Genomic DNA, 23,673 nt, shown 5'->3' with positions numbered 1-23,673 from the left:
GGCGTTCATCGGCTGCGTAGCCGTATCCCTCCCGCACGGCTTCCACACCTGACGGTCAGGAGATCCACGCCACACTCCCTACGGCAGGGCTCGCCCGCCCCCGTACCGTCATAGGCATGAGCCCCACTCCCCCCGCACGACGACTGCGCCTCGGTCTGCCGCGGCGGGTGTTCTCGCAGGTGCTGCTGATGCAGGTGGCGATCGCGGCGGGAGTCGCCGTCCTCGCCACCGGACTGTTCCTCGCGCCGCTCAGCGCACAGCTGGACGACCAGGCGATGCGCCGCGCACTCGCGATCGCGCAGACCACCGCGGTCCAGCCGCAGATAGCCGAGGACCTCCGGACCACGCGACCGTCCGTGGACGGGCCCGTGCAGGCCGAGGCCGAGCGGATCCGGAAGGCCAGCGGGGCCGAGTACGTCGTAGTCATGGACATGAAGGGCATCCGCTGGTCGCACCGCGATCCGACGGAGATCGGCAAGCCGGTCTCGACCGACCCGCGCGAGGCCCTGAGCGGCAAGGACGTCATGGAGATCGACACCGGCACGCTGGGCCGCTCGGCCCGCGGCAAGGTGCCCCTGCGCGGCGTCGACGGCGACATCATCGGCGCCGTCTCGGTCGGCATCAAGTACGACAGCGTGCGCGCCCGGCTGATCGACGCCATCCCGGGGCTCTTCGGGTACGCGGGCGGAGCCATGGCCGTCGGTGCGCTGGCCGCGTATCTGATCTCCCGACGGGTGCAGCGGCAGACCCGTGACCTGGCCTTCTCCGACATCTCCGCACTGCTCGCGGAGCGCGAGGCGATGCTGCACGGCATCCGGGAGGGCGTCGTCGCCCTGGACCGCGGCGGCCGCGTTCGCCTCCTCAACGACGAGGCGCAACGGCTGCTCGGCGTCGACGCCGAGGCCATCGGGCAGCCGCTCGACGACGCGCTCGGTCCGGGACGTACGACCGATGTGCTGGCCGGACGCGTCACCGGCACCGATCTGCTTACCGTCCGCGGGCAGCGCGTCCTGGTCGCCAACCGGATGCCCACCGACGACGGGGGTGCCGTCGCCACGCTGCGCGACCGCACGGAGCTGGAGCAGCTCGGCCGCGAGCTCGACTCCACGCGTGGCCTGATCGACGCCCTGCGCGCGCAGGACCACGAGCACGCCAACCGTATGCACACGCTCCTGGGGCTGCTCGAACTGGAGATGTACGACGATGCCGTGGAGTTCGTCGGAGAGGTGGTCGGCGACCACAGGGTCACCGCCGAACAGGTCACCGAGAAGATCCACGATCCGCTGCTCGCCGCCCTGCTGGTCGGCAAGGCGACCGTCGCGGCCGAGCGCGGTGTGGCCCTGTGGATCTCGGACGGAACGATGTTGCCGGACCGGTTGATCGACCCGAGGGGTCTGGTGACCGTCGTCGGGAATCTCGTCGACAACGCCCTCGACGCCGTCGCGGGCACACCGCACGCGCGCGTGGAGGTCGAATTGCGCGCCGAGGGGCGTACCGCCGTACTGCGGGTACGGGACACCGGGCCCGGAATCCCGGAGGAGCGGCGGCAGTTGATCTTCACCGACGGGTGGACCACCAAGAAGCCCCCGGCGCACGGCAAGCGCGGAATAGGCCTCTCCTTGGTACGCCGACTCGCCGAGCGGCAGGGTGGCAGCGCGGAGGTGGCCGAGGCGGACGGCGGGGGCGCGGAGTTCACGGTCGTACTGCCGGAGGCACTGACCGAGCCGGGGCTCGCACCGGAACCGGAGGCGCTGACGGTGCCCGCGCTCGCGCCGGAGCGGCAGGAACCGACCCCACCGGAATCGCGCCTCGCGCCGGAACCCGAACCCCGGCTCGTGCCGATACCGACCCCCTCCCTGGAGACCCCCAGCGCTGTCACGGAAGCCAAGAACGCCACGGACGCCAAGGAGGAGTCGCGATGATCGAGGTCCTGGTCGTGGACGACGACACCCGGGTCGCGCGCGTGAATGCCGCCTACGTGGAGAAGGTTCCGGGCTTCCATGTCGCGGGCGAGGCGCACAGCGCGGCCGAGGCGCTGCGCCGGATGGAGGCGCTGCCCCATCTGGACCTGGTTCTCCTGGACCACTATCTGCCGGACGAGACGGGCCTAGCGGTCGTCCAGGAGATGCGTCGGCGCGGCCACCAGACCGACGTGATCATGGTGACCGCGGCACGTGACATCTCGACCGTCCAGGCGGCGATGCGGCAGGGCGCACTCCAGTACCTGGTCAAGCCGTTCGCCTTCGCGGGCCTGCGCGCCAAACTGGAGGCGTACGCGGATCTGCGCCGCACTCTCGACGGCGGCGGCGAGGCCGAGCAGTCCGAGGTGGACCGGATCTTCGGCGCCCTGTCGGCGAGCGCGGAGCCGGATCTGCCGAAAGGCCACTCCCCCACGACCGCGGAGCTCGTACGCCGCGCCCTGGTGAACGCCGAGGGCCCCCTGTCGGCCCAGGAGATCGCGGAGGTGACCGGACTGAGCCGGCAGACCGCCCAACGCTATCTGAAGCTCCTGGAGCGCACGGGGAGGGCCAGGCTGACCCTCAAATACGGCGACGCGGGCCGCCCGGAGCATCGCTACGTCTGGGCGACCCGCGCCTGAGGGCACGGCCGAGGAAGGCGGGGGAAGCGACCGCGCCCCCGCGCGCGTACGGCTGTCAGGGGAGAACAGCCGTACGCGCGCCGGGGTGACTCAGCCGGTGGCCCTCTTCACGGACTCGTCCGCGATGGCCTGGGCCACGGACTCAGCCTGTGGCCGCCTTCTTCACGAACTCCGTGGTGAACGTCTTGCTCAGGTCCACGTTGGCGTTCTGGATGTTGGGGTTGAACGCCTTGAGGACCTTCTCGACGGTCTCGGGGCCGTCTTGGGGCATCACACCGTCCTCGGTGAACATCGGCAGCGTGCTCTGGATCGCCGAGGCGTAGAGCGTCTTGCTGCCCTGTGAGTAGTCGGCGGGCATCTTGGCCGCGATCTCGGTGGCGGTGTGCGCGGACATCCACTTGAGGGTCTTCACGAAGGCGTTGGCCAGCTTCTGGACCGTCTCCTTGTGGCTGTTCACCCAGTCCGTCTGCATGTAGAGGCTGGACGAGGGGTACGGCCCGCCGAGCGCCTCCTGCGACCCCTGCGGCGTACGCATGTCGATGAGCACCTTGCCGAGGTCCTTCTGCAGGACCGTGGCGACGGTCGGGTCCGTCGTCATGCCGCCGTCGATGGCCCCCTGCTGGAGGGCGGAAATGAACGTCGGTCCGGCGCCGACGGCGACCGGCGTGAACTCGCTGACCTTCACACCGTTCTTGACCGCGAGGTACTTCGTGAGGAAGTCGGTCGAGGAGCCGAGCCCGGTGATGCCGAGCTTCTTGCCCTTGAAGTCCTTGGGCGACGTGATGTCGTCCGCACGCTTCTTGGAGACGATCTCGACCTCGCCGGGCGCCTGCGAGAACTGCACCACGGACTCCACGGACTTGCCCTTGGTCTGCAGATCCAGGGTGTGATCGTAGAAACCGACGGCTCCTTGCACCTGTCCGGAGACCAGGGCCGTCTCGGCCTGAACACCGGCCGGCTCGCTCAGAAGTTGGACATCCAAACCCTCGTCGTTGAAGTAGCCGAGCCGCTGCGTGAGCATCGCGGGCAGGTAGATGACCTTGTCCAGGCCACCGACCATGATCTTGACGTTTTCACCCTTGCCGCCACCCCCGTTGCTGCCGGAGTCGGCCGTCGAGCTGGCGGCGTCGTTGGCGCAGGCGGTGAGCGAGGTGAGGGCGAGCAGACCGGCGGCTGCCAGCGCGGAGTATCTGGCGGTCTTGCGCATGGTGGGTCACGTCCTTGTGAGCTGGTGGGAGGGAGGAGTTGGTGGGTACGACGGGGTCAGCGGTCGGAGTCCGACGGCTTCCACCGGAAGATGCGGCGCTCGGCGAAGGTCAGCAGTCCCTCGGCCAGCAGGGCGACGACCGCGAGGATGACCATCGCGGCGTACACACCAGCCGCGTTGAAGGTGCCCTGCGACTGCGCGACGAGCAGGCCGATGCCCTTGGTGGCACCGATGTACTCGCCGACGATGGCGCCGATGAGCGCGAAGCCGAAGCTGACGTGGAGGCTGGTGAAGATCCACGAGGTGGCGGACGGGATGACGACCTGAAGCGTCACCCGGCGGTCGCTCGCGCCCAGGATCCGGGCGTTGGCCACGAGGTTGCGGTCGACTTCCCGGGCACCCTGGAAGGCGTTGAAGAAGACCGGGAAGAAGACGAGCACCACGGCCGACGCGACCTTGGAGGCCGGTCCGAGCCCGAACCAGATCACGAAGATGGGCGCAAGGATGATCCGGGGTATTGAGTTGAGCACCTTGATGTATGGACCAAAGACATCGGCGAGGAAGGCGATCCGCCCCAGCGCGATGCCGAAGACCACACCGGCGATCACACCGATGACCCAGCCGAGCAGCGCTTCGTGGAGCGTGTACCAGACCTGCTCCCCCAAGGATCCGAGCGCGGTCCCGTGCATCACCCACGTGTAGATCTGGTCCCAGATCTTCGACGGCATCGAGAAGTTGAACGGATCGATGACCTTGGCCCGCGCGAACACCTCCCACAGGCCGAGCACGGTGACCAGGAGCAGTGCGCGGGCGGCGACGACGACGGCCTTGCGTCTGCGGGCGGCACGGGCGCGGGAGTGTGCGCGCCCCTTGTTGCCGGGCTCGGTCATCGTCAGGGCGACAACGGCCTCGGGCATGATGTCAGGCGACATTCGCCGCACCCCTCTCGCGGGTGATGCGGACCTCTTCGCCGAGCGATTCCCAGATCTCGCGGTAGATCTCGATGAACCGCGGCTCCAGGCGCACCGCTTCGACCTTGCGCGGCCGCGGCAGATCGATGTCGAAGACCTGCTTCACCGTGGCGGGTCCCGCGGTCATCACGACGACCCTGTCGGCGAGCGCGATGGACTCCTCCAGGTCGTGGGTGACGAAGACGACCGAGGCGCCCGTGCCTTCCCACAGTTCGAGCAGCTCGTCCGACATCAGGGCCCTGGTCTGTACGTCGAGCGCCGAGAAGGGCTCGTCCATCAGCAGGATCTCGGGGTCGTTGACGAAGGTCGCGGCGAGGGCGACACGCTTGCGCTGGCCGCCGGAGAGCTGGTGCGGATAGCGGTCCTCGAAGGCCGCGAGCCCGACTCGGGCAAGCCATTCACGGGCCTTCCGCTTGGCCTCCGCCTTGGGCACGCCGCGGAAGCGGGGTCCCGCCATCACATTCGACAGGACCGTACGCCAGGGGAAGGTGGCGTCCTGCTGGAAGACGAAGCCGACCTTGTCGCCGACGCCGGCGACCGGCTCGCCGGCGACCAGGACCTCGCCCTCGGTGGGCTCTTCGAGACCGCTCACCAGGGTCAGCGTGGTCGACTTTCCGCAGCCGGTGGGGCCGACGACGGCCACGAACTCGCCACGGCCGATGGTCAGGTCCAGCTCCCTGACCGCCGTGTGCAGACCCCCTGACGGGGTCTTGAAGATCTTGCTCGCGCCCCGCAGCTCGATGGCGGGGCTGGTGTCTGCGCTCATGGCCCGGGACCGTAGATGTGGCCCGGGCCACAGCAGCAGTCTTCTGAGCGCATGGAGTTCTTTTGCCTGCAACAGCCTGTTGTGCTCGTTTTGCTCGCGCTACAAACAGCGGAGCCGAAACACGGGCTTAACGCTCGCCAGGCCTTGAGGGAAAGAGGCCCGATGATTGACGTCCTGGTCGTGGACGACGACTTCCGCGTCGCTGAGATCAACGCGAAGTACGTGGGGAAGGTTCCCGGATTCCGGGTGGCCGCCCGCGCGCACAGTGCTGCCCAGGCCCTGGCCGCCGTCGAGCGCGCGCCCATCGACCTGGTGCTGCTCGACCACTATCTGCCCGACCAGACGGGCCTCGAACTGGTCCACCGGATGCGCGAACGCGGCCATGGCACCGATGTCATCATGATCACCGCGGCCAGTGACGTGGCCACCGTGCAGACGGCGATGCGCCTGGGCGCCCTGCACTATCTGGTCAAGCCGTTCACCTTCGCCGCCCTGCGCACCCGCCTCGACTCGTACGCCGCCCTGCGCCGCACCGTCGACCGGGTGGGCGGCCGTGGCGTGGCCGGTCAGGAGCAGGTCGACCGGATCTTCGGCGCCCTGCGGACCACGCCCGCGCCCTCGTCACCGGGACTGCCCAGCGGTCACTCGGAGCCGACCACGGACCTCATCTGCGATGTACTGCACCGCGCGAGCCACCCGCTGTCGGCCCATGAGGTGGCCGCCGAGACCGGCCTGAGCCGATCCACCGCCCAACGCTATCTGCGCCACCTCGAACAGGCCGGCCGCCTGCGCCTCTCGCTCAAGTACGGGGACACGGGGCGTCCGGAGCATCGGTACGCGTGGGTGGCGCCCTAGAGATCCATGGCGTACGTCGATGGAGGCGCGGCCCCCTGCTGGCTCCGTACGCCCCCTGGAGGCGCCCTCAGGCCCCTCAGACCGCCCCGGCCCCGGTAAGGGCGCGCACCTCGGTCTCGGCGTGCTTGGCCTCGTCCGGCGGCTCCGCCGAGGTGACGGTGCCGAGCCAGCCCGCGAGGAAGCCCAGGGGGATCGAGACGAGCCCCGGGTTCTGCAGCGGGAAGTACTGGAAGTCCACGCTCGGAAACAACGATTCGGGGCTCCCCGACACCACCGGGGACAGCAGCACGAGCCCCAGCGCGGGCACCAGGCCGCCGTATACGGCCCACACCGCGCCTCGCGTCGTGAAAGACCGCCAGAACAGCGAGTACAGCAGCACCGGCAGGTTCGCGGACGCGGCGACCGCGAAGGCGAGGCCGACCAGGAAGGCCACGTTGAGATCGCGGGCCAGCAGCCCGAGGGCGATCGCGACGACACCGATCCCGACGGCCGCCGCCCGCGCCACGGCCACCTCGCTGCGCGGCTTCGCGTGCCGGCGGCGCAGCGACGCGTACAGGTCATGGGCCACGGACGCCGAGGACGCGAGGGTGATTCCGGCGACGACCGCCAGGATGGTGGCGAAGGCGATGGCGGCGACGATCGCGAAGAGAACCGTTCCTCCCGTTGAGTTGGCACCGCCGCCCAGATCGAGCGCGAGCAGCGGAACCGCAGTGTTCCCCGCCGCGTTCGACCCGCGCACCGCGTCCGGGCCGACGACTGCGGCCGCGCCGAAGCCCAGCACGATCGTCATCAGGTAGAAGCCCCCGATGAGCCCGACCGCCCAGACCACCGAGCGCCGCGCGGCCCGCGCGGTCGGCACGGTGTAGAACCGGGACAGGATGTGCGGCAGCCCGGCCGTGCCGAGCACCAGCGCGAGCCCCAGGCTGATGAAGTCGAAGCGCGCCGTCCAGCCCCCGCCGTACTTCAGCCCGGGCGCCAGGAACGCCGCGCCGTGTCCACTGCGCTGCGCCGCCGAACGCAGCAACTGGTTGATGTCTCCGTGGAATCGCACCAGGACGAGCACGGTCAGGGCGATGGCCCCGCCCAGCAGCAGGACGGCCTTGACGATCTGAATCCACGTGGTGGCCCGCATCCCTCCCAGCGACACATAGATCACCATGAGCGCGCCGACGCCGATCACCGTCCAGTTCCGCGCGGCTTCGCTCGTACCCCCGAGAAGCAGCGCGACCAGGCTGCCCGCTCCGACCATCTGCGCCACCAGATACAGAACGGACACGGTCACCGAGGAAGTTCCCACCGCGATCCGCACCGGCCGCTCGCTCATCCGGGCCGCGACCACGTCCGCGAGCGTGAACCGCCCGCAGTTGCGCACCAGTTCGGCCACCAGGAACAGCACCACGAGCCAGGCGACGAGAAACCCCACGACGTACAGCATCCCGTCGTACCCGTAGAGCGAGATGAGCCCCGTGACGCCCAGGAAGGAAGCCGCCGACATGTAGTCGCCGGAGATGGCAAAACCATTCTCCATCGGAGAGAACAGCCGCCCGCCGGCATAGAACTCCTCCGCCGAACCATGGCGGTTGCGGCTCACCCACGTCGTGATCGCCAGCGTCACCGCCACGAACGCGCTGAACAGCAGCAGCGCCAGCGTCTGATGGTTGTCGGTCACCGCTCACCACCTCTGACGTTGCGCGTCAGCTCCTGGGTGTCCCAGCGCAGATCGAGCGCGGCCCGGTCCCTGCGCAGCCGCGCATGCCGCGCGTACGCCCAGGTGAACAGGAACGTCGTGAGGAACTGCCCGAGCCCCGCGAGCAGCGCCACGTTCACAGCGCCTGCCACGGGCCGGGCCATGAACCCGGGCGCCGTCGTCGCGGTCACCACATAGCCCACGTACCAGGTGAAGAACACGGCGACGCCCGGGACCACAAACCTCCGGTAGCGGCTGCGCACTTCCTGGAAGGCCGCGCTGCGCTGCACCTCCAGATAGACGTCGGCCGCACCGCCCGCCCGCCCTTCGTGCTCCGAGCGCGCGGCCGGCACGGCGGGAGCGGGCGCACCCGTGCCGTCCAGCTCACCCCAGCCGGAGGCGAGCGCGTCGTACCAGGGGTCGTCGAACCGGACCTCCCCGGTGTCGCCGCCGTCGTGCTTCTCCACCGAACTCTCCTTGTCCGCGGCCCGTTTCGGCCACGTGCCCAAGGATGGGCAGATCGGGAAGATCCCGGACTCTTCTCTCCGTGCTCTTCACCCCATCAGGTGACTCAGCCGGCCGGTGGCCGTACGAGACCCTTCCCATAGGCGTAACGGACTGCTTGAGCACGGTCCTTCAGCCCCGTCTTGGCGAAGAGGTTGTTGATGTGGGTCTTCACGGTGGCCGTGGAGACATGCAGCTTGCGGGCGATCTCCTGGTTGCTGAGCCCCTCCGCGATCAGCAGAAGCACCTCGGTCTCGCGCGCGGTGATCCCGTCCGGCGCCTCCGGAGGCAGGACCGGTCCGGGTTCCGGCTCCGACAGCCGCTCCAGCAGCCGCCGCTGGATGCTCGGCGAGAGTCCCGCATCCCCGGACAGCACGCTCTCCACCGCCCGTACGATCTCGTCGCCTCCCGCGTCCTTGGTGAGATAGCCGCGAGCCCCCGCTCTGAGCGCGGGAAACAGCGACTCGTCGTCCGCGTACGTCGTGAGCACGACGACCTGCGTCCCAGGGTGCTCGGTGCGGATGCGCCGGGTCGCCTCGACACCGTCACAGCGGGGCATCCGCAGATCCATCAGCACGACGTCCGGGGCGAGTTCGGCGACAAGCGCCACGGCCTCGTTCCCGTCCCCGGCCGCTCCGACGACCTCGATCCCGGGCAGCAGACCCAGCAGCATCACAATGCCCTCACGCACCACGGTCTGGTCGTCCGCCACCACGACCCGCGCCGGCTTCCTGCCCGCCTCCACCGCCTCCGTCATACGGGCACCTTCAGCGTCACCACGAACCCCTCCTCGTCCGGCCCGGCCTCCAACGAGCCACCCAGCAGCTCGGCACGCTCCCGCATGCCCAGCAGACCGTACCCGGCTCCCGAGCTGCTGAGCTCGCCCGGCGTCCCGCCCGAGTCCCGTACGTCCAGCGTCACTTCGTGCACTCCGTAGTCCAGCCGTACATGGACCTTGGCGCCCGGAGCGTGCTTGCGCACGTTCGTCAGGGCCTCCTGCGCGACTCTGCGCACCGCCTGCGAGGCCTCGGCGCGCAGCAGCCGGCGTTCGCCCGTAACGGTGACGTCGGCGCCGTCGGCCGTGGCGACGAGTTCGCTGAGGAAGTCCTCCAGCGGAGACATCTCGCCTCGCAGCGCGGAGAGCGCCTGCCGGGTCTCCGCGAGCCCCTCGCGGGCCATCCCCCGTGCCCCCACGACCCGTTCGAGGATCGTGTCCCGGTCCGCGCCCCGCTCGATGAGCAGCCGGGCCGCCTCCAGGTGCACGAGCTGCGCCGAGAGGCTGTGGGCCAGCACATCGTGGATCTCCCTCGCGATCCTGGCCCGCTCCGCCAGCGCCGCCGACTCCGCCTCGGCCGCGCGCGCGGCGCGCTCCTGGGCCAGGAGCCGCTGCGCGCTCCCCCGCGCCTCCGCGTCGAGGCGCAGCACATACCCGGCCAGGACGAGCCCCCCGGCGGTGGCCGCGGTGGTCAGCCACACGTCGTTGTTGGCCGCCGCGTACCCACTCAGCGCCACAGAGGTGGCAGGCAGCGCCGCCGCGAGAGGCAGCCGCTCGATGGCGCTGACTGCGCACCCGCACCACAGGACGAGAGCCGGTACCCGGAAGCCGACACCCTGCCCCACCGTCGCAATCGCCAGCAGCAGTGCGAGCAACCCCAAGGAGGGCAACAGACGGTGCGCGAGCGTGGTCCGCCAGAAGGCCCACGTGAGAACCGCGCAGAGGACGACCCCGGCAACGCCCGCCGCGGTACCCCAGCCGTGCAGGCCTTTGTCCGTGAAGGTGGTCGCGATGAGAGTGCCGAGGGCTAGGGCGCGCAGCGTCCAGGCAAGCGCGCGCCGGGCCGTGGGCACTCCCTCTCGGGAGAGGGCCTCGCGGGAGGGCCAGCGCGTCCACGCGTTCTCCCTCACACGCGCTCCTTCCACGGGGCCTGAGCCAGGCCGTCACCGTACGCCGGGCTCTGCCCGTTGGCAGGGAGCAGGGACTGCGTACGCCAGACCAGGAGGCCGGAGCGGACCAGCAGGGTGGCCGCGAGAGCGAGCAGCAGAGCCGAGGAGTGCTGGTGCACGCCGAACAGGGCGCCGATGCCGAACAGGCCCACACGCAGGCCTATGCCCACGATCCAGACGGCCACGCTGGCCTTGGTGCTCTTGCTCCACACCGAGCCGTCCGGCGCCGTCCATATCCGCGTGGTCCACGCCCAGCCGGCCCCGGTGGCCAAGCCTATGAACACCTCCGCACCGAGCAGGAGGAACGCCTCCGCGTGATGGTGGGGGTCTATCAATCCGGGCTCGCGCAGCGCCACTACGACCAGGACGGCGGGCACGATCCACCAGCGCCTGTCCGTGCCGATCCTGCGGGTGCGGAACTGGCGCGCGATCACCAGCACGACAACGGCGCAGATCACGAAAGCATTGACGAGCCCGGACATCACGGCCTCCGCGAGCGAGGAAGAGCGGTTTCGGCAGCGGGAGCTGTCGACGCCTTCGACGCTACGGAAAATGGCTGGTCAGCAGATCGGAGCCGGGGTGGATCGTGGGTGGATCCCTGACCGCCCCGACTCTCCACCCACGGGTGGAGCGCCGTGGCCGGGTGACCGCAGCGGTCATCGCCCCCGCCGCCCCTACCCGTCCCATCCCGTTCCTGGGGGCTCCGCCCCCAGACCCCCAAAAGACTGCGCCGTTCCCCGCGCCCCTGAAAAGACCCGGGATGTTTGTCGTCTGCGGGACGGTGGGGGCTGGTCGCGCAGTTCCCCGCGCCCCTAAAAGATCAAGACAACAAGACAAAAGACAGGGGCGGGCCGGGGGGGGGAGTGCTGAGCGCAGCCCCCACCCCACCCGCAGGCGCCAGCGCACGGAAGGGGCAGTGCCAGTACATCGCAAGCCCGTCGCTTACGTGGTTATGGCCAAGTCCCGCCGTGGCAGCAGACGGCAATGCCCACCGGCGACGGGCTTGCGATGTACCGGCACTGCCCCAGCCCACCCACCGGCAGGCGCCCGCCCCGCCAGAACCCCTACGCGTCGATCCGCGACCGATCCAACGTCGCCGCCGAGCTGGAGATGAACTCCTTCCGCGGCGCCACATCGTTCCCCATCAGCAGGTCGAACACCTGCTCGGACGCCTCCAGGTCGGAGATGTTGATCCGACGCAGAGTCCGATAGCGCGGATCCATCGTCGTCTCGGCCAGCTGATCGGCATCCATCTCGCCCAGACCCTTGTAGCGCTGGATCGAGTCCTTGTACCGCACGTTCTTGCGCTGCAGCTCCAGCAGAGTCTCGCGCAGCTCACGGTCCGAGTACGTGTAGACGTACTTGTCCTGGCCCTTCTTCGGCTGGCTGAGCTCGATGCGATGCAGCGGCGGCACCGCCGCGAACACCCGCCCCGCCTCGACCATCGGCCGCATGTACCGCTGGAACAGCGTCAGCAGCAGAATCCGGATGTGCGCACCGTCGACATCGGCGTCGACGAGAAGAATGATCTTCCCGTAACGCGCCGCGTCGATGTCGAAGGTCCGCCCGGACCCGGCTCCTATGACCTGGATGATCGCGCCGCACTCGGCGTTCTTCAGCATGTCCGTCACGGACGCCTTCTGAACGTTGAGGATCTTGCCGCGGATCGGCAGCAGCGCCTGGAACTCGGAGTTCCGGGCGAGCTTGGCCGTACCGAGCGCGGAGTCGCCCTCGACGATGAACAGCTCGCTGCGCTCTACGTCGTCGCTGCGGCAGTCGGCGAGCTTGGCGGGCAGCGAGGAGGACTCAAGGGCGGTCTTCCGGCGCTGCGCGTCCTTGTGCTGGCGGGCAGCGATCCGCGTGCGGGCGGCGGCGACGGCCTTCTCGAGGACGACCCGGGCCTGCGCGGCGGCGTCCCTCTTCGTAGTGGTCAGGAACGCCTTGAGCTCCTTGGACACCACGTTGGTCACGATGCGGCGGGCCGCCGAGGTACCGAGCACCTCCTTGGTCTGCCCCTCGAACTGCGGCTCGGCGAGGCGCACGGTGACGACAACCGTCAGGCCTTCCAGCGCGTCGTCCTTCACGATGTCGTCCTCGGCAACACGGAGCAGCTTCTTGGCCCGCAGCACCTCGTTGACGGTCTTCGTGACGGCCTGCTCGAAGCCCGCGACATGGGTTCCGCCCTTGGGCGTGGCGATGATGTTCACGAACGACCTGAGGGTCGTGTCGTAGCCGGTGCCCCACCGCATCGCGACATCGACGCCGAGCTCACGCGTGACCTCGGTCGGCGTCATCTGCCCATGGGCGTCGAGGACCGGGACCGTCTCCTTGAAGGTGCCCTGCCCGGAGAAGCGGAGGACGTCGCAGACGGGCTTGTCGGTGGCCAGGTACTCGCAGAACTCGCTGATGCCGCCGTCGAAGCGGAAGGACTCCTCGCCCTTGCTACCGCCCTCACCGAGGCCGTACTCGTCGCGGACGACGATGGTCAGGCCCGGCACCAGGAACGCGGTCTGGCGGGCGCGCTGGTGCAGATTCTCCAGGGAGAGCTTGGCGTCCTTGAGGAAGATCTGGCGGTCGGCCCAGTAGCGCACGCGCGTACCGGTGCGGGTCTTAGGGATCCGCTTGAGCTTGCGCAGCCCGCTCGTAGCGTCGAAGGCGGCGTCGGGACCGTCCGCCTTGAACGCTCCCGGGGTACCGCGCCGGAAGCTCACCGCGTGGGTGTTGCCGCTGCGGTCCACCTCGACGTCCAAGCGGGCGGAGAGCGCGTTCACCACGGAGGCGCCCACGCCATGCAGACCGCCGGAGGCCGCGTACGAGCCGCCGCCGAACTTGCCGCCGGCGTGCAGCTTGGTCATCACGACCTCGACGCCGGACATGCCCGTCTTGGGCTCCACGTCGACCGGGATGCCACGGCCGTTGTCCCGCACCTCCACGGAGGCGTCGTCGTGCAGGATTACCTCGATGTGGTCGCAGTAGCCCCCGAGGGCCTCGTCCACGGAGTTGTCGATGATCTCCCACAGGCAGTGCATCAGACCGCGGCTGTCGGTCGACCCGATGTACATGCCCGGGCGCTTGCGCACGGCCTCGAGCCCCTCGAGGACGAGCAGGTGCCGCGCGGTGTAGTTGGAACCGTCCCGGTCTGCTCCGGTCAGCAGCGCTGTGGACGGCACGGACGTCTCGGCGGTCACGCGGTTCGCTCCTCGCTGAATTTCAGGTGGGACCCTTTTGGGTAAGGGCCCGGCTTCGGTCGCCGCTCAGAGGGTACCGAGGCCTGGTAGAGCCGTTGTAACGCCACCCTCGCATGAACTCAGACTAGTCCAGAGTCGCATGGGTGTTCGATCCCTCGATGGAGTGAAGTACATATCACGTTCCCTTCGAGGCATGAACCATTTAGGCTCCGGGCACGTCCTCATGAACAACCGGCAACCCAGCCGGGAGGACTGACCCTGACAGACTGCGCGAACCCGTAAGACACGAAGACACGAAATACGGCTCATTCGCCGCCACCCGGCAGCAGACAGCCGCCCCGGAGAGAAATTTTCGAGGAAAAGCCACGAGCGGGAACGTTTTCGGCCTGGTTGGATGTTGACCCTGGTACGACAGCTCGTCGAGCTAGAGAAGAGGCGACGTGACTACTGTTCTGACCCCCGCGAGCCCGCTGACGGCCGCTGACCGCTGCGACCGTTGCGGCGCCCAGGCATATCTGCGCGTCGTCCTCCTGAGCGGCGGAGAACTGCTCTTCTGCGCCCACCACGGTCGCAAGTTCGAGCCGGAACTCAAGAAGATCGCCGCTGAGATACAGGACGAGACGGAGCGACTGACGTCCGTTCCCGAGAGCGTCAACGACGAAGAACGCTGACACTTCGCATCAACGACGAGCGAGTGCCGGCATCAGGCCGGTGAGCGGGCGGCCACTCTCTGGACACAGGGAGTGGCCGCCCGTACTCATACCGCATCGCCCGTCGTACTCAGCGGCCCACTCGTACGCGTACCGCATCGCCCGTGGCGCTCAGCGAGCACCCGCACGGGTACCGCGTCCATCGCCCTCAGCGGCCCCCACCAAGCGTCCGGACTACGTCCGAGACCCGCGTGTAGACCCCTGGGCTCCCTGCGCGCCCACAGCCGCTGCCCCAGGACACAAGGCCGATGAGCCGCCCCTGGGCGACCAGCGGCCCGCCGCTGTCCCCCTGACAGGCGTCGCGCCCGCCCGCGACCTCTCCGGCGCACAGCATGGACGCCGCCTCGTACGCGCCGTCCGAGCTGCCCGGATAGGCCCGCTCACAGGAGGCGTCAGGGAGCACGTTCACGCGCGCGGCCCGCAGACTGTGGGCGTAGTCGCCACCACCCGTCGTATCACCCCAGCCGTAGACCACGGCGGCCTTACCCGGCTCGTACGCGGAGTCTCTGGAGGGCGCCATACGGATGACCGAGCTGTCGGGAAGCGGAGCGGCGAGCGTGAGCACGCCGAAGTCCCGGGCGTTCGTATTGCCGTCGTAGTTCGGGTTGACCCAGATGTCGCGTACCGGGATCTCCTTGCCGTCGTTCGACAGCAGGTTCCCGCGGCCCGCGATGACCTTCAGGTCACGTACTTGGCGCGGCGGCGCCCCCAGTACGTCCGCGCCCAGGCAGTGGGCCGCGGTCAGAACCGTGGAAGGGCCGATCACCACTCCTCCGCAGAACTGTCCCGCGCGCGTACCCCCGAACCGGTCACGGCTGGACAGCGCCACCGTCCACGGGCTCTCGGAGATCTCGACCGGATAGCCGCCGATGACAACGCTGTCGGTCGCCGCCGGAGCGGGGGACGCGAGCGGTATCAGGGCTGCGGCGGCCGCGAGGGCCAGCACTGAGGCAAAGGGACGGCGCATGCGCGCTCCTCACTCCGGGATGGTCATGGAACACCCAGCGTGATCCAGTACGCGCGGGCACGCACTCCGCACACGAACTGAGGGCCCGGCTCCCCTTCGGGAGTCGGGCCCTCAGCGACGTACGGCCGAGACCTAGTCGAGGTAGTCGCGCAGCACCTGGGAACGCGACGGGTGACGCAGCTTCGACATCGTCTTGGACTCGATCTGGCGGATCCGCTCACGCGTCACGCCGTACACCTTGCCGATCTCGTCGAGGGTCTTCGGCTGACCGTCGGTGAGACCGAAGCGCATCGAGACGACGCCCGCCTCGCGCTCGGACAGGGTGTCGAGAACAGAGTGCAGCTGCTCCTGGAGGAGCGTGAAGCTGACCGCGTCGGCCGGGACGACGGCCTCGGAGTCCTCGATGAGGTCACCGAACTCGCTGTCACCGTCCTCGCCCAGCGGGGTGTGCAGCGAGATGGGCTCGCGGCCGTACTTCTGGACCTCGATGACCTTTTCCGGGGTCATGTCGAGTTCCTTGGCCAGCTCCTCCGGGGTGGGCTCGCGGCCCAGGTCCTGGAGCATCTGGCGCTGCACACGCGCGAGCTTGTTGATGACCTCGACCATGTGCACCGGGATACGGATGGTGCGGGCCTGGTCGGCCATGGCGCGGGTGATCGCCTGACGAATCCACCAGGTGGCGTACGTGGAGAACTTGTAGCCCTTGGTGTAGTCGAACTTCTCGACCGCGCGGATCAGACCGAGGTTGCCCTCCTGGATGAGGTCCAGGAAGAGCATGCCGCGGCCGGTGTAGCGCTTGGCCAGAGAGACCACCAGACGGAGGTTGGCCTCCAGGAGGTGGTTCTTGGCGCGGCGGCCGTCCTCGGCGATGATCTCCAGCTCGCGCTTGAGCTTGGGGGCGAGCTTGTCGGCGTTGGCCAGCTTGTCCTCGGCGAACAGACCGGCCTCGATGCGCTTGGCGAGCTCGACCTCCTGCTCGGCGTTGAGGAGGGGGACCTTACCGATCTGCTTGAGGTAGTCCTTGACGGGGTCGGCGGTGGCGCCTGCCACGGCCACCTGCTGGGCAGGCGCGTCGTCCTCGTCGTCGTCGGAGAGGACGAAGCCCTTGTTCTCGGCCCCTTCCTCCTCCTCTTCGCCGGGCTTACCGGCGCCCGGGATCTCCTCGGTGGCCTCGTCGTCGACGAGCTCGGCGTCGTCCTTCTTGGCGGTGGTCTTCTTGGCCGCCGTCTTCTTGGCGACCGTCTTCTTCGCGACGGCCTTCTTGGCGGTCGTCTTCTTGGCGGCGGGCGTCGTGGACGCGTCCTCAGCCGGATCGCCGGCGACGGACGCTGCCGAGGCGGCGGTGGCGGTGGCCTTCTTGGTGGTCACCGTCTTGGCCGCCACCGTCTTGGTGGCGGTGCGCTTGGCCGGACTCTTCGCTGCGACGCTCTTTCGGGTGCGCTTGGGCTCCGCGGCACTGACCATCAGCGTCACACCCTCTTCCTCGAGGATCTGGTTGAGGCTGCGCAGTACGTTCTTCCACTGAGTGGCCGGAATCTGGTCAGCTTCGAAGGCCCGACGCACGTCATCGCCGGCGATCTGCCCCTCAGCCTTTCCCCGCTCAATGAGCGCCATGACAGAGACGGACTCGGCGATCTCCGGCGGGAGCGTACGGGATGTGCTGGCCGACACGAACAACCTCTCGGAACGTTGGAAAACGGCTTCCGGCCCCATCCATTGTGGACAGGAACCGACGACCGCCGACTTGGGGATGGGCCGACGGCGCGGGCGGGGGCCGGGAAGATGCACAGCGCCGCAAACGGCGTCCGTATTCCCTCCTCGGCTGTCACCTCTTAGGTCATCGCGCTGTTCCGAAGAGCGTTACGCCCAATCTGCGTGGCCCGAGTCACACCCCGTAAGCGCTCAAAAGCGGCCAGATACGGTCAGAGGAGGTCAGCCGGTGGACTCATCGCCGCAGCCGACGGGCTCACCGCCCCTTCGCACCGCCGGACCCCGCCAGGTCCCAGAAGGATCCGACGGGGTCCGACGGGCGATGGTTCGCCGGCCACGCGATGCCAGGAGAGGACACACGCCCCCGACCGCGCCGCCCTCGGTGCGCGGTCAGTGCTCGCGCGGCGCGGGCACCACGCGCTCCACCTCGGGGTGGACGGTGAGAAGTTGCCGCATGGCCGCCTCAGCCCCGGCTCCATCGGCCGCGGCGAGGGCGTCGACGATGCGGGCGTGGTGCGCGATGGAGGCGTCGTTCGGCCGGTCACAGCCTGTGACGGGGCTGCCGGAGACCTGGAGCGCGGCCGACACGATCCCGGCGAGATGCTCCAGCATCCGGTTGCCCGCGAGCTGGATGAGCAGCGAGTGGAACTCGGCGTCGGCCCGCGAGAAGGTGAGCGAGTCACCCTGCGCCATGGCGTGGCCCATGATCTCTACCATGTCGCCGAGCCGCTGCTGGACCTCCTCGCGCCCGTGCCCGGCCGCGAGGCGCGCGGCGAGCGGCTCGATGGTCCAGCGCAGCTCGCTCAGCTCGCGTCGCTGGTCGTCGCGCTGCGGACCGAAGGCCCGCCACTCGATGATGTCCGGGTCGAGCAGGTTCCAGTCGCTGACGGGGCGCACGCGCGTGCCGACGTTCGGGCGGGCGCTGACCAGTCCTTTCGCCTCCAGGACGCGAAGCGACTCGCGGACGACGGTGCGGGAGACCTCGAACCGCTGGCCGATCTCCTCGGGGACGAGCGGGCGGTCCGCGCCCAGGTCGCCGGAGACGATCATCTGGCCCAGCTGCTGGACGAGTTGTCCGTGCAGCCCGCGTCCGCGGCTGCCCGCGGCGCGTCGGCCCACGCGGCCCAGCTCCGGGTCCGCGCTCTCCCACACGGGGACGCCCACACGGTCGGCGCCAGGAGCCTCGGCATAGGGGTAGCGGTCGAGTTCGCCCGGGCCGGCCAGGCCGGAGTCTGCGGAGCGGGCGGCGGTCATCATGGTCTGCGCAAGGGTACTCACGGATCCTTTGTCGGCGCTGGCTCCAACTCCCTTGAGGTCTTTGGTGAAAAGCACACGAAAGGGTGATCGCTCACCCCGTCGCAATTGACGCCTTATCGGAAAGAAATGGGCGTTCTTCGGGGAGTTGTGCGCACGGCGGGAACGGAAGGGCGCGGACGGTCGTCATCGGACCCTGCTCCGCAGGGTCGTGAGCAGATATGCGCAGAGCAGGGCGGTCAGCGACAACATCAGCGCACCGCCCACGGGTTGGGCGAGCACCCGCACCCCGGCCGCCAGATAGCGCTCGCCTCCGAACGGCCACTGCATCAGCACCAGCTCGCGCAGCCTCCAGGGGAACCCTGCCGCGGTCCGCACAGACGGCCCCGCCAAGGCCTTTTGTACGAGCGGTACGACGACGATCGGCACCGCGAGCACCGCGGCGAGCCCGGCGGTCGTGGACCGGAAGATGCCTGCGGCCAGCACGCCCGCCCAGGAGCAACCCACCACGAGACCGATCCAACTGGCGCCCAGCGAAAGCCAGTCCGAGGGAACCTCGGTGAGCTCCCGTCCGTAGACGAGGTAGAGCACTTCGAGGTCGCATCCCAGGGTGAGGAAGGCCAGCATCAGCGCGGTCGTCGAGGCGACGAGGAGTTTGGCGGCGAGCAGCCCCAGCCGGCGGGGGACGGTACCGCGGTCCACGGCCAGGGCGGGGTGGCGGAACTCTTCGCCGAAGGCGATGGCGCCGAGCAGTCCCGCGCCGAGCGCGGCGGGCGGCAAGGGAAGTTCCCGTGGCCACGCGGCCAGGAGACGCGGCTGTGGCGTGTGACCGATTCTGGCCAGGAGTACGGACAGGAGGGCCGAGGTGACGAGAACGGCGGCCGCGGTGAGATAGCCGGTGCCGACTCCGGCGGCGCGCCGCAGTTCGTAGCGCAGGGGACGCAGCGGGCTCGGGGCTTGTCGCACGGCGATGGGCTGCGGCAGCGGAGGCAGGGCGTTCGCGGCCAGCGTCTCGGCCTGGCGCGGCTCGCCGGCCTCATGGGCGTCCGCGTCGCCGGACGGCGTTGCGACGGGCCCCATATCGCCGATCTCGTCGGCGAGTTGGTGTACGAGGATGCCGTGCCGGAAGGCGGTCTCGCCGACGTCGGCGCAGGTGCTGCCGTACACCGAGAGCCGGTTGCCCTCCTCACGTACGACCTCGACGGAGCGCTGTGCGGTGCGGGCCTCCTTGGTCAGCAGGGCGCTGAGCCGGACGGCGTGCGGGCTGCGGACGGCGACCCTGGGGCGGAGCCGGGTGCGCGCGAAGTCCGCGGCCTCCTGGTCGGCGACGAGCCTGCCTTCCTCCAACGTGACGACCTGGTCGGCGGTTCGCGCGGCCTCCTTGGGATCGTCCGTGGTGAACAGCACGGTGCCGCCCTGCGCGGCGTGCGCGCGCAGAATTCCGTGCAGCCAGCGCCCTTCGCGGGCGTCGAGTGCGTCGGCGGGGGCGTCGAGGACAAGGGTGTGCGGGTCGGACAGGAGTGCGCACGCCAGGCCCAGGCGTCGGTCCATGCCGCGCGAGAGCGTGCCCAGGCGTTCGTCCCGGAGGCTGACGAGCCCGACCACTTCGAGCACTTCGTCCGCGCGTCGCACGGGCACGCCTGCGGCGGCGCACAGCATCCGGAGCTGGCTGCGGACCGTCCGCGCCGGATGGCCGGGCACCTCGCCCAGAAGCACGCCGACCTCACGCGACGGATGGGCGATCCGATGCAGCGGGCGGCCTCTGAAGTAGGTGATTCCGCGACCTTGTTGAAGTTCGAGCATGAGCTTCAGCGCCGTCGTCTTGCCTGCGCCCGGCGCTCCGAGGACCGCCGTGACGCGGCCCGCACGCGCCTCGAAGGACACGTCGTCGACGGCGGGCGGAAGCTCCTTGCGAGGGTTGCTGGTCAGTCCGATGGCCTGGATCACTCTCAGCAAGATAGCGCGACATTTCCGGTTTTCCGGGCACCTTGAGGCTCGCCTCGGCAGGCCTCACACCTCCTGCGAGCACACCCCGGCCCTCACCGCCGGTTCCCGCCTCCCCCGCCCTGGTCAGACCTCGGGGCGGAGCATCGGCGGGTTGAGCAGCGTGGCGCCGCCCGCGCGGAAGAGCTGGGCGGGGCGGCCGCCCTGGCGCGTGGTCGTACCGCCCGTGGGCACCAGGAAGCCCGGCGTTCCCGTCACTTTGCGGTGGAAGTTGCGTGGGTCGAGCGCCACGCCCCACACCGCCTCGTACACGCGGCGCAGCTCACCGACAGTGAACTCGGTCGGGCAGAAGGCGGTGGCCAGCGACGAGTACTCGATCTTGGACCGGGCGCGCTCCACGCCGTCCGAGAGGATCTGCGCGTGGTCGAAGGCCAGAGGCGCCGCCTGTTCCCCGTCGCGCCCGTAACCACCCTGCTGCAGCAGCTCCTCGACAGGCGCCCAGCGCGCACTGTTGGCGTCGCCGCCGGCCCGGGGCGCCGGCAGATCAGGAGCAAGCGCGAGGTGGGCGACGCTGACGACGCGCATCCGAGGGTCGCGCTTGGGGTCGCCGTATGTCGCCAGCTGCTCCAGGTGCGCGCCGTTGTCCTGTGCGGGCGCGGACGGGTCGTGGGCGCACAGCCCGGTCTCCTCGACCAGCTCGCGTGCCGCCGCCTGGCCCAGATCCTCGTCGGGCCGCACGAAGCCGCCGGGGAGTGCCCACCGCCCTTGGAACGGCTGCTCGCCCCTCCGTACCGCCAGCGCGCACAGGGCATGGCGGCGCACGGTCAGCACGACCAGGTCCACGGTCACGGCGAAGGGCGGAAAGGCCGACGGGTCGTAGGGCATGCCGCGATCATAGTCGTCTGCCTGACGATAAACACTCCCTTCGTCAGCCGCATCCACGGTTGATCCACGTCCGTCCGGCACGGCGCCCACGGGCTGCCACGGGGCGCCGTCCGTGGACGCTCCCCGCAAGGTCACACCCCCAACTGCAGTCCGTCGGCGGCCTCCTCGACCATGGCGAGGCCGAGCCTGCTGACGCGTACGGAGAAGGGGGCACCCGAGATCCGCAGTCCCGTCAGCCCGATCTCGCCCAGCGGCGCACCGCGGACCGGGCGCAGCGTCACCGTTCCGGCCGGGGCGTCGGGGCGGATCCCGGCCAGGGAGGTGAGCAGCAGCACCCCGGCGGCCGCTGCCGTGGCCGCCGGTCGGCAGGCCGCGGGATGGGGCAGCGGGGCGCTCCCTTCCGTGCGCTGCTCCCCCGCGTACATCTCCGGCAGCCTGTGACCGAAGGCCTCGGCCGCCGCCAGTACGCCCCGCAGGAGCGAGCTCGCCTCCTTCTCGTAGCCCGCGGCGGCCAGCCCCGCGACGGCGATCGCCGTCTCCTGGACGCGCACGGCACCACCGCGATGGCCGAACGGGCTGTACGCCGCCTCCTTGTCCCCCAGGCTGCGCAACCCCCAGCCCGAATCCATGGCCGGACCGCCGAGCAGCCGCGCGAGCTGCTCGGTCTGCACTTTGTCGAGCAGACCGGGGGCCAGTGCCCCGGACCCGAGCAGACCGGTGTCGAGGAGGTGGGCGGTGCCCGATCCGAGGTAAGGCACGAGGCGCCCGTCCGGGGCGCGGGCGGCCGCCGGTCTGCCGCCTCCCCGGTCTTCGAGCCAGAAGTCGTCGCGGAACGCGGTGCGCAGCTCTTGGGCCCACTGCCGCAGCCCCGCGCCACCTGTCCGACCGTGCGCGTCGAGCAGATCCGCGCCCAGGAGTGCCGCCCGGTGGGCGTGCGCCTGTGTCTCGCAGCGCAGCGGCCCGCCGGGGTGTGGGTCGGGCAGATAGTTGCCGTCGCCGACGGTGGTCCGCAGCCACGTGAGGCACCGCTCGGCCGTGGGCAGCAGCTCCTCGACCTCCTGCTGCGCCAGTCCCCAGCGCCGGGCCTCCGCGAGGAGCACGGGGAAGAGCAGGGTCGCCTCTGTCGCGGTGCAGCCCGGTGGCAGGTGCGGCCCCCCGTCCCGGCGCGGGCCGGGAATCAGACCGGACCGCGCTCCCGGTCCGGCGAGTTGCGTGCGGGCGAGAGTTCGCAGGGTGCCCGCGGCGAGGCGGGTACCGAGCGGCAGCGTCATCCGTGCCGCGACAAGCGCCTCCGCCGGTGCCAGGCCGCACCGCCAGGGAGCACCCGCCGCGAGGTGCGGGTCGGACGGGTGCCGCGGGTCGCGCAGCAGCAGCGCCTGGAGGTCCTCCACACAGGTACGCAGGAGTGGCAGGACCCTCGGGTCGTCGCCCGCCGCCCGGGCCGGGGCGAACGGGCTCGCCGCGCCGCGTCCAGCCGCTCTGATGAGTCCCGCACCGTCCGGCCGTACGCGCAGCTCCACGCTCCGCGTGCCGCCCGGCGGCAGTTCGAGCTCCCAGCGGAGCAGTCCCGCGGAGGCCAGGGCGTCGGTGGGCGGCGGGTCGGCGGTGACGGCCGAGTGCCCCGTGGCGCAGGACCACCGCAGGCCGGAGTCGTGGACACTGGCGGGCAGTTCGGGCCCGGCTCGACCCGAGGCGACCGAGCCGAGTTCCGCGAGATCCGTGCCGAGGGCGACCTCGACGGGCAGGTGGAGGGTACGAGGGGCCGCGCTCTGCAGGGTGATCCGCTCGGTGCCGTCCGCGTACCGGGTCCGTTCGACGAGCACGTCCGGATCCGGGCCGGCGTCGGGGGATGCGCGCAGCGTCCCCACGAAGCGGGCTTGGTCGGCCGCCACCATCCGGGCCTGCACAGCGAGCGGTTCCCGGCCCGCGACCCTCACCTGGCAGCGGGAGAGCATACGCCGCCCCGCCCGGTAGAACCCCTCCAGCCCCTGGCCGGTCAACTGCCCCTGCTCCGTGGAGATCGCCAGCCCCGGCAGGGCGACACAGATCAGGGCCGTGTGGGCGGGCGGCAGGTCCACGGTCCGGCGCCGTATGGGAAGCGACGCCTGGGGAGCCATGGGACCGCCCGCCCCCGTGAAGGAGGCCGAGCCGCTGTCCCTTCCCGCGATCGGGGCCGACGGGTCGCCCCGACGCGTGGCGGGCTGCGCGATCCTTCGCAAGGGCGGAAGGTCGCCGTCGGGGGCCGAGGACGGGTTGGGCAAGGGCATGGGGCAGCTTCCTCCGCGCTCGGTGCGCCTTGAGCGCGCTCGGCGCCGGGTGGGGGGCTCCGTAGGGTCGGGGGCGTTGCGGCGGCGCGACCCGGCCATGGGTTCCGCCACTCAGGTGAACGGAGCGGCCCCGCCCGGGGTCACGCCCTCGGCCGGGGAAGCCGACCGAATGGCGGTGGGGTGGCAGGCATGCCACGCGCCCGCTCGGCGGACGC

At 70.2% G+C, this 23,673-nt stretch carries 19 protein-coding genes; 4 read left to right on the top strand and 15 right to left on the bottom strand.

The window, feature by feature from the left end; all coding sequences use genetic code 11:
- The first annotated feature begins 116 nt into the window (after positions 1-116).
- Together OG975_RS35150 and OG975_RS35145 are read left to right on the top strand one after the other, a co-directional pair.
- Positions 117-1,922: an ATP-binding protein gene (locus OG975_RS35150; protein ID WP_406333342.1), complete on the top strand. Its 1,806-nt coding sequence runs from the start codon at positions 117-119 to the stop codon at positions 1,920-1,922.
- The gene (locus tag OG975_RS35145) at positions 1,919-2,599 is read left to right on the top strand and encodes a response regulator (protein ID WP_406333340.1); all 681 of its coding nucleotides are present in this window, start codon (positions 1,919-1,921) and stop codon (positions 2,597-2,599) included. The genes OG975_RS35150 and OG975_RS35145 overlap by 4 nt, the downstream gene beginning before the upstream one ends.
- Positions 2,600-2,741: 142 nt before the next feature.
- On the opposite strand, the gene OG975_RS35140 is transcribed toward OG975_RS35145, so the two are convergent.
- The 3 genes from OG975_RS35140 to OG975_RS35130 are packed head-to-tail and all read right to left on the bottom strand — an operon-like array spanning position 2,742 to position 5,543.
- A complete protein-coding gene (locus OG975_RS35140) occupies positions 2,742-3,806 on the bottom strand; it encodes an ABC transporter substrate-binding protein (protein WP_406333338.1) in 1,065 nt (354 codons plus the stop codon).
- A 56-nt stretch (positions 3,807-3,862) separates the two neighbouring features.
- Positions 3,863-4,738 carry an ABC transporter permease gene (locus tag OG975_RS35135; protein WP_406333337.1) on the bottom strand — a complete coding sequence of 292 codons (876 nt, stop codon included), beginning with the start codon at positions 4,736-4,738 and terminating at the stop codon, positions 3,863-3,865.
- Positions 4,728-5,543, bottom strand: coding sequence for an ABC transporter ATP-binding protein (locus OG975_RS35130; RefSeq protein WP_406333335.1), 816 nt, complete (start codon positions 5,541-5,543; stop codon positions 4,728-4,730). The genes OG975_RS35135 and OG975_RS35130 overlap by 11 nt, the downstream gene beginning before the upstream one ends.
- Before the next feature lie 162 nt (positions 5,544-5,705).
- On the opposite strand from OG975_RS35130, the gene OG975_RS35125 reads away from it, so the two are divergent.
- Complete coding sequence (locus OG975_RS35125; RefSeq protein ID WP_327432232.1) at positions 5,706-6,398, top strand: response regulator; 693 nt, start codon at positions 5,706-5,708, stop codon at positions 6,396-6,398.
- 76 nt (positions 6,399-6,474) lie between these two features.
- Here the strand turns inward: OG975_RS35125 and OG975_RS35120 are convergent, their stop codons facing one another.
- The 6 genes from OG975_RS35120 to OG975_RS35095 form a co-directional block, all read right to left on the bottom strand.
- Positions 6,475-8,067, bottom strand: coding sequence for a cation acetate symporter (locus tag OG975_RS35120; RefSeq protein ID WP_406333333.1), 1,593 nt, complete (start codon positions 8,065-8,067; stop codon positions 6,475-6,477).
- Entirely contained in the window at positions 8,064-8,552 is a 489-nt protein-coding gene (locus OG975_RS35115; protein ID WP_330307757.1) for a DUF485 domain-containing protein, read from the bottom strand. The genes OG975_RS35120 and OG975_RS35115 overlap by 4 nt, the downstream gene beginning before the upstream one ends.
- A 104-nt stretch (positions 8,553-8,656) precedes the next feature.
- Complete coding sequence (locus OG975_RS35110) at positions 8,657-9,346, bottom strand: response regulator (protein WP_406333332.1); 690 nt, start codon at positions 9,344-9,346, stop codon at positions 8,657-8,659.
- Complete coding sequence (locus tag OG975_RS35105; RefSeq protein WP_406333330.1) at positions 9,343-10,494, bottom strand: sensor histidine kinase; 1,152 nt, start codon at positions 10,492-10,494, stop codon at positions 9,343-9,345. The genes OG975_RS35110 and OG975_RS35105 overlap by 4 nt, the downstream gene beginning before the upstream one ends.
- Positions 10,491-11,015: a DUF1453 domain-containing protein gene (locus tag OG975_RS35100; RefSeq protein ID WP_406333328.1), complete on the bottom strand. Its 525-nt coding sequence runs from the start codon at positions 11,013-11,015 to the stop codon at positions 10,491-10,493. The genes OG975_RS35105 and OG975_RS35100 overlap by 4 nt, the downstream gene beginning before the upstream one ends.
- Positions 11,016-11,597: 582 nt before the next feature.
- Positions 11,598-13,721, bottom strand: coding sequence for a DNA topoisomerase IV subunit B (locus OG975_RS35095; protein WP_330307753.1), 2,124 nt, complete (start codon positions 13,719-13,721; stop codon positions 11,598-11,600).
- A 440-nt stretch (positions 13,722-14,161) separates the two neighbouring features.
- Between OG975_RS35095 and OG975_RS35090 the strand changes: the two genes are divergently transcribed.
- Entirely contained in the window at positions 14,162-14,392 is a 231-nt protein-coding gene (locus OG975_RS35090) for a hypothetical protein (protein WP_121406526.1), read from the top strand.
- A gap of 187 nt (positions 14,393-14,579) precedes the next feature.
- Here the strand turns inward: OG975_RS35090 and OG975_RS35085 are convergent, their stop codons facing one another.
- The 6 genes from OG975_RS35085 to OG975_RS35060 form a co-directional block, all read right to left on the bottom strand.
- Positions 14,580-15,398 carry a serine protease gene (locus OG975_RS35085; RefSeq protein ID WP_406333326.1) on the bottom strand — a complete coding sequence of 273 codons (819 nt, stop codon included), beginning with the start codon at positions 15,396-15,398 and terminating at the stop codon, positions 14,580-14,582.
- A gap of 132 nt (positions 15,399-15,530) precedes the next feature.
- The gene (locus tag OG975_RS35080) at positions 15,531-17,069 is read right to left on the bottom strand and encodes an RNA polymerase sigma factor (RefSeq protein WP_406333324.1); all 1,539 of its coding nucleotides are present in this window, start codon (positions 17,067-17,069) and stop codon (positions 15,531-15,533) included.
- Positions 17,070-17,498: 429 nt separating this feature from the next.
- Positions 17,499-18,386: a FadR/GntR family transcriptional regulator gene (locus OG975_RS35075; RefSeq protein WP_406333323.1), complete on the bottom strand. Its 888-nt coding sequence runs from the start codon at positions 18,384-18,386 to the stop codon at positions 17,499-17,501.
- A 162-nt stretch (positions 18,387-18,548) separates the two neighbouring features.
- Positions 18,549-20,309 (bottom strand): ATP-binding cassette domain-containing protein, encoded by a 1,761-nt coding sequence (locus tag OG975_RS35070; protein ID WP_406333322.1) that lies wholly within the window; start codon positions 20,307-20,309, stop codon positions 18,549-18,551.
- A gap of 123 nt (positions 20,310-20,432) precedes the next feature.
- Positions 20,433-21,191 (bottom strand): NUDIX hydrolase, encoded by a 759-nt coding sequence (locus OG975_RS35065; protein WP_327432220.1) that lies wholly within the window; start codon positions 21,189-21,191, stop codon positions 20,433-20,435.
- Positions 21,192-21,322: 131 nt separating this feature from the next.
- Positions 21,323-23,308, bottom strand: a complete 1,986-nt coding sequence (locus tag OG975_RS35060) for a glycogen debranching N-terminal domain-containing protein (RefSeq protein ID WP_406336616.1) — start codon at positions 23,306-23,308, stop codon at positions 21,323-21,325.
- Positions 23,309-23,673 lie beyond the last annotated feature (365 nt).

The sequence above is a fragment of the Streptomyces sp. NBC_00203 genome (genome assembly GCF_045206325.1).
Lineage (GTDB): Bacteria > Actinomycetota > Actinomycetes > Streptomycetales > Streptomycetaceae > Streptomyces > Streptomyces lutosisoli.
The sequence above is the reverse complement of the archived record's forward strand: the minus strand, read 5'-3'. Positions and strand labels throughout refer to the sequence as shown.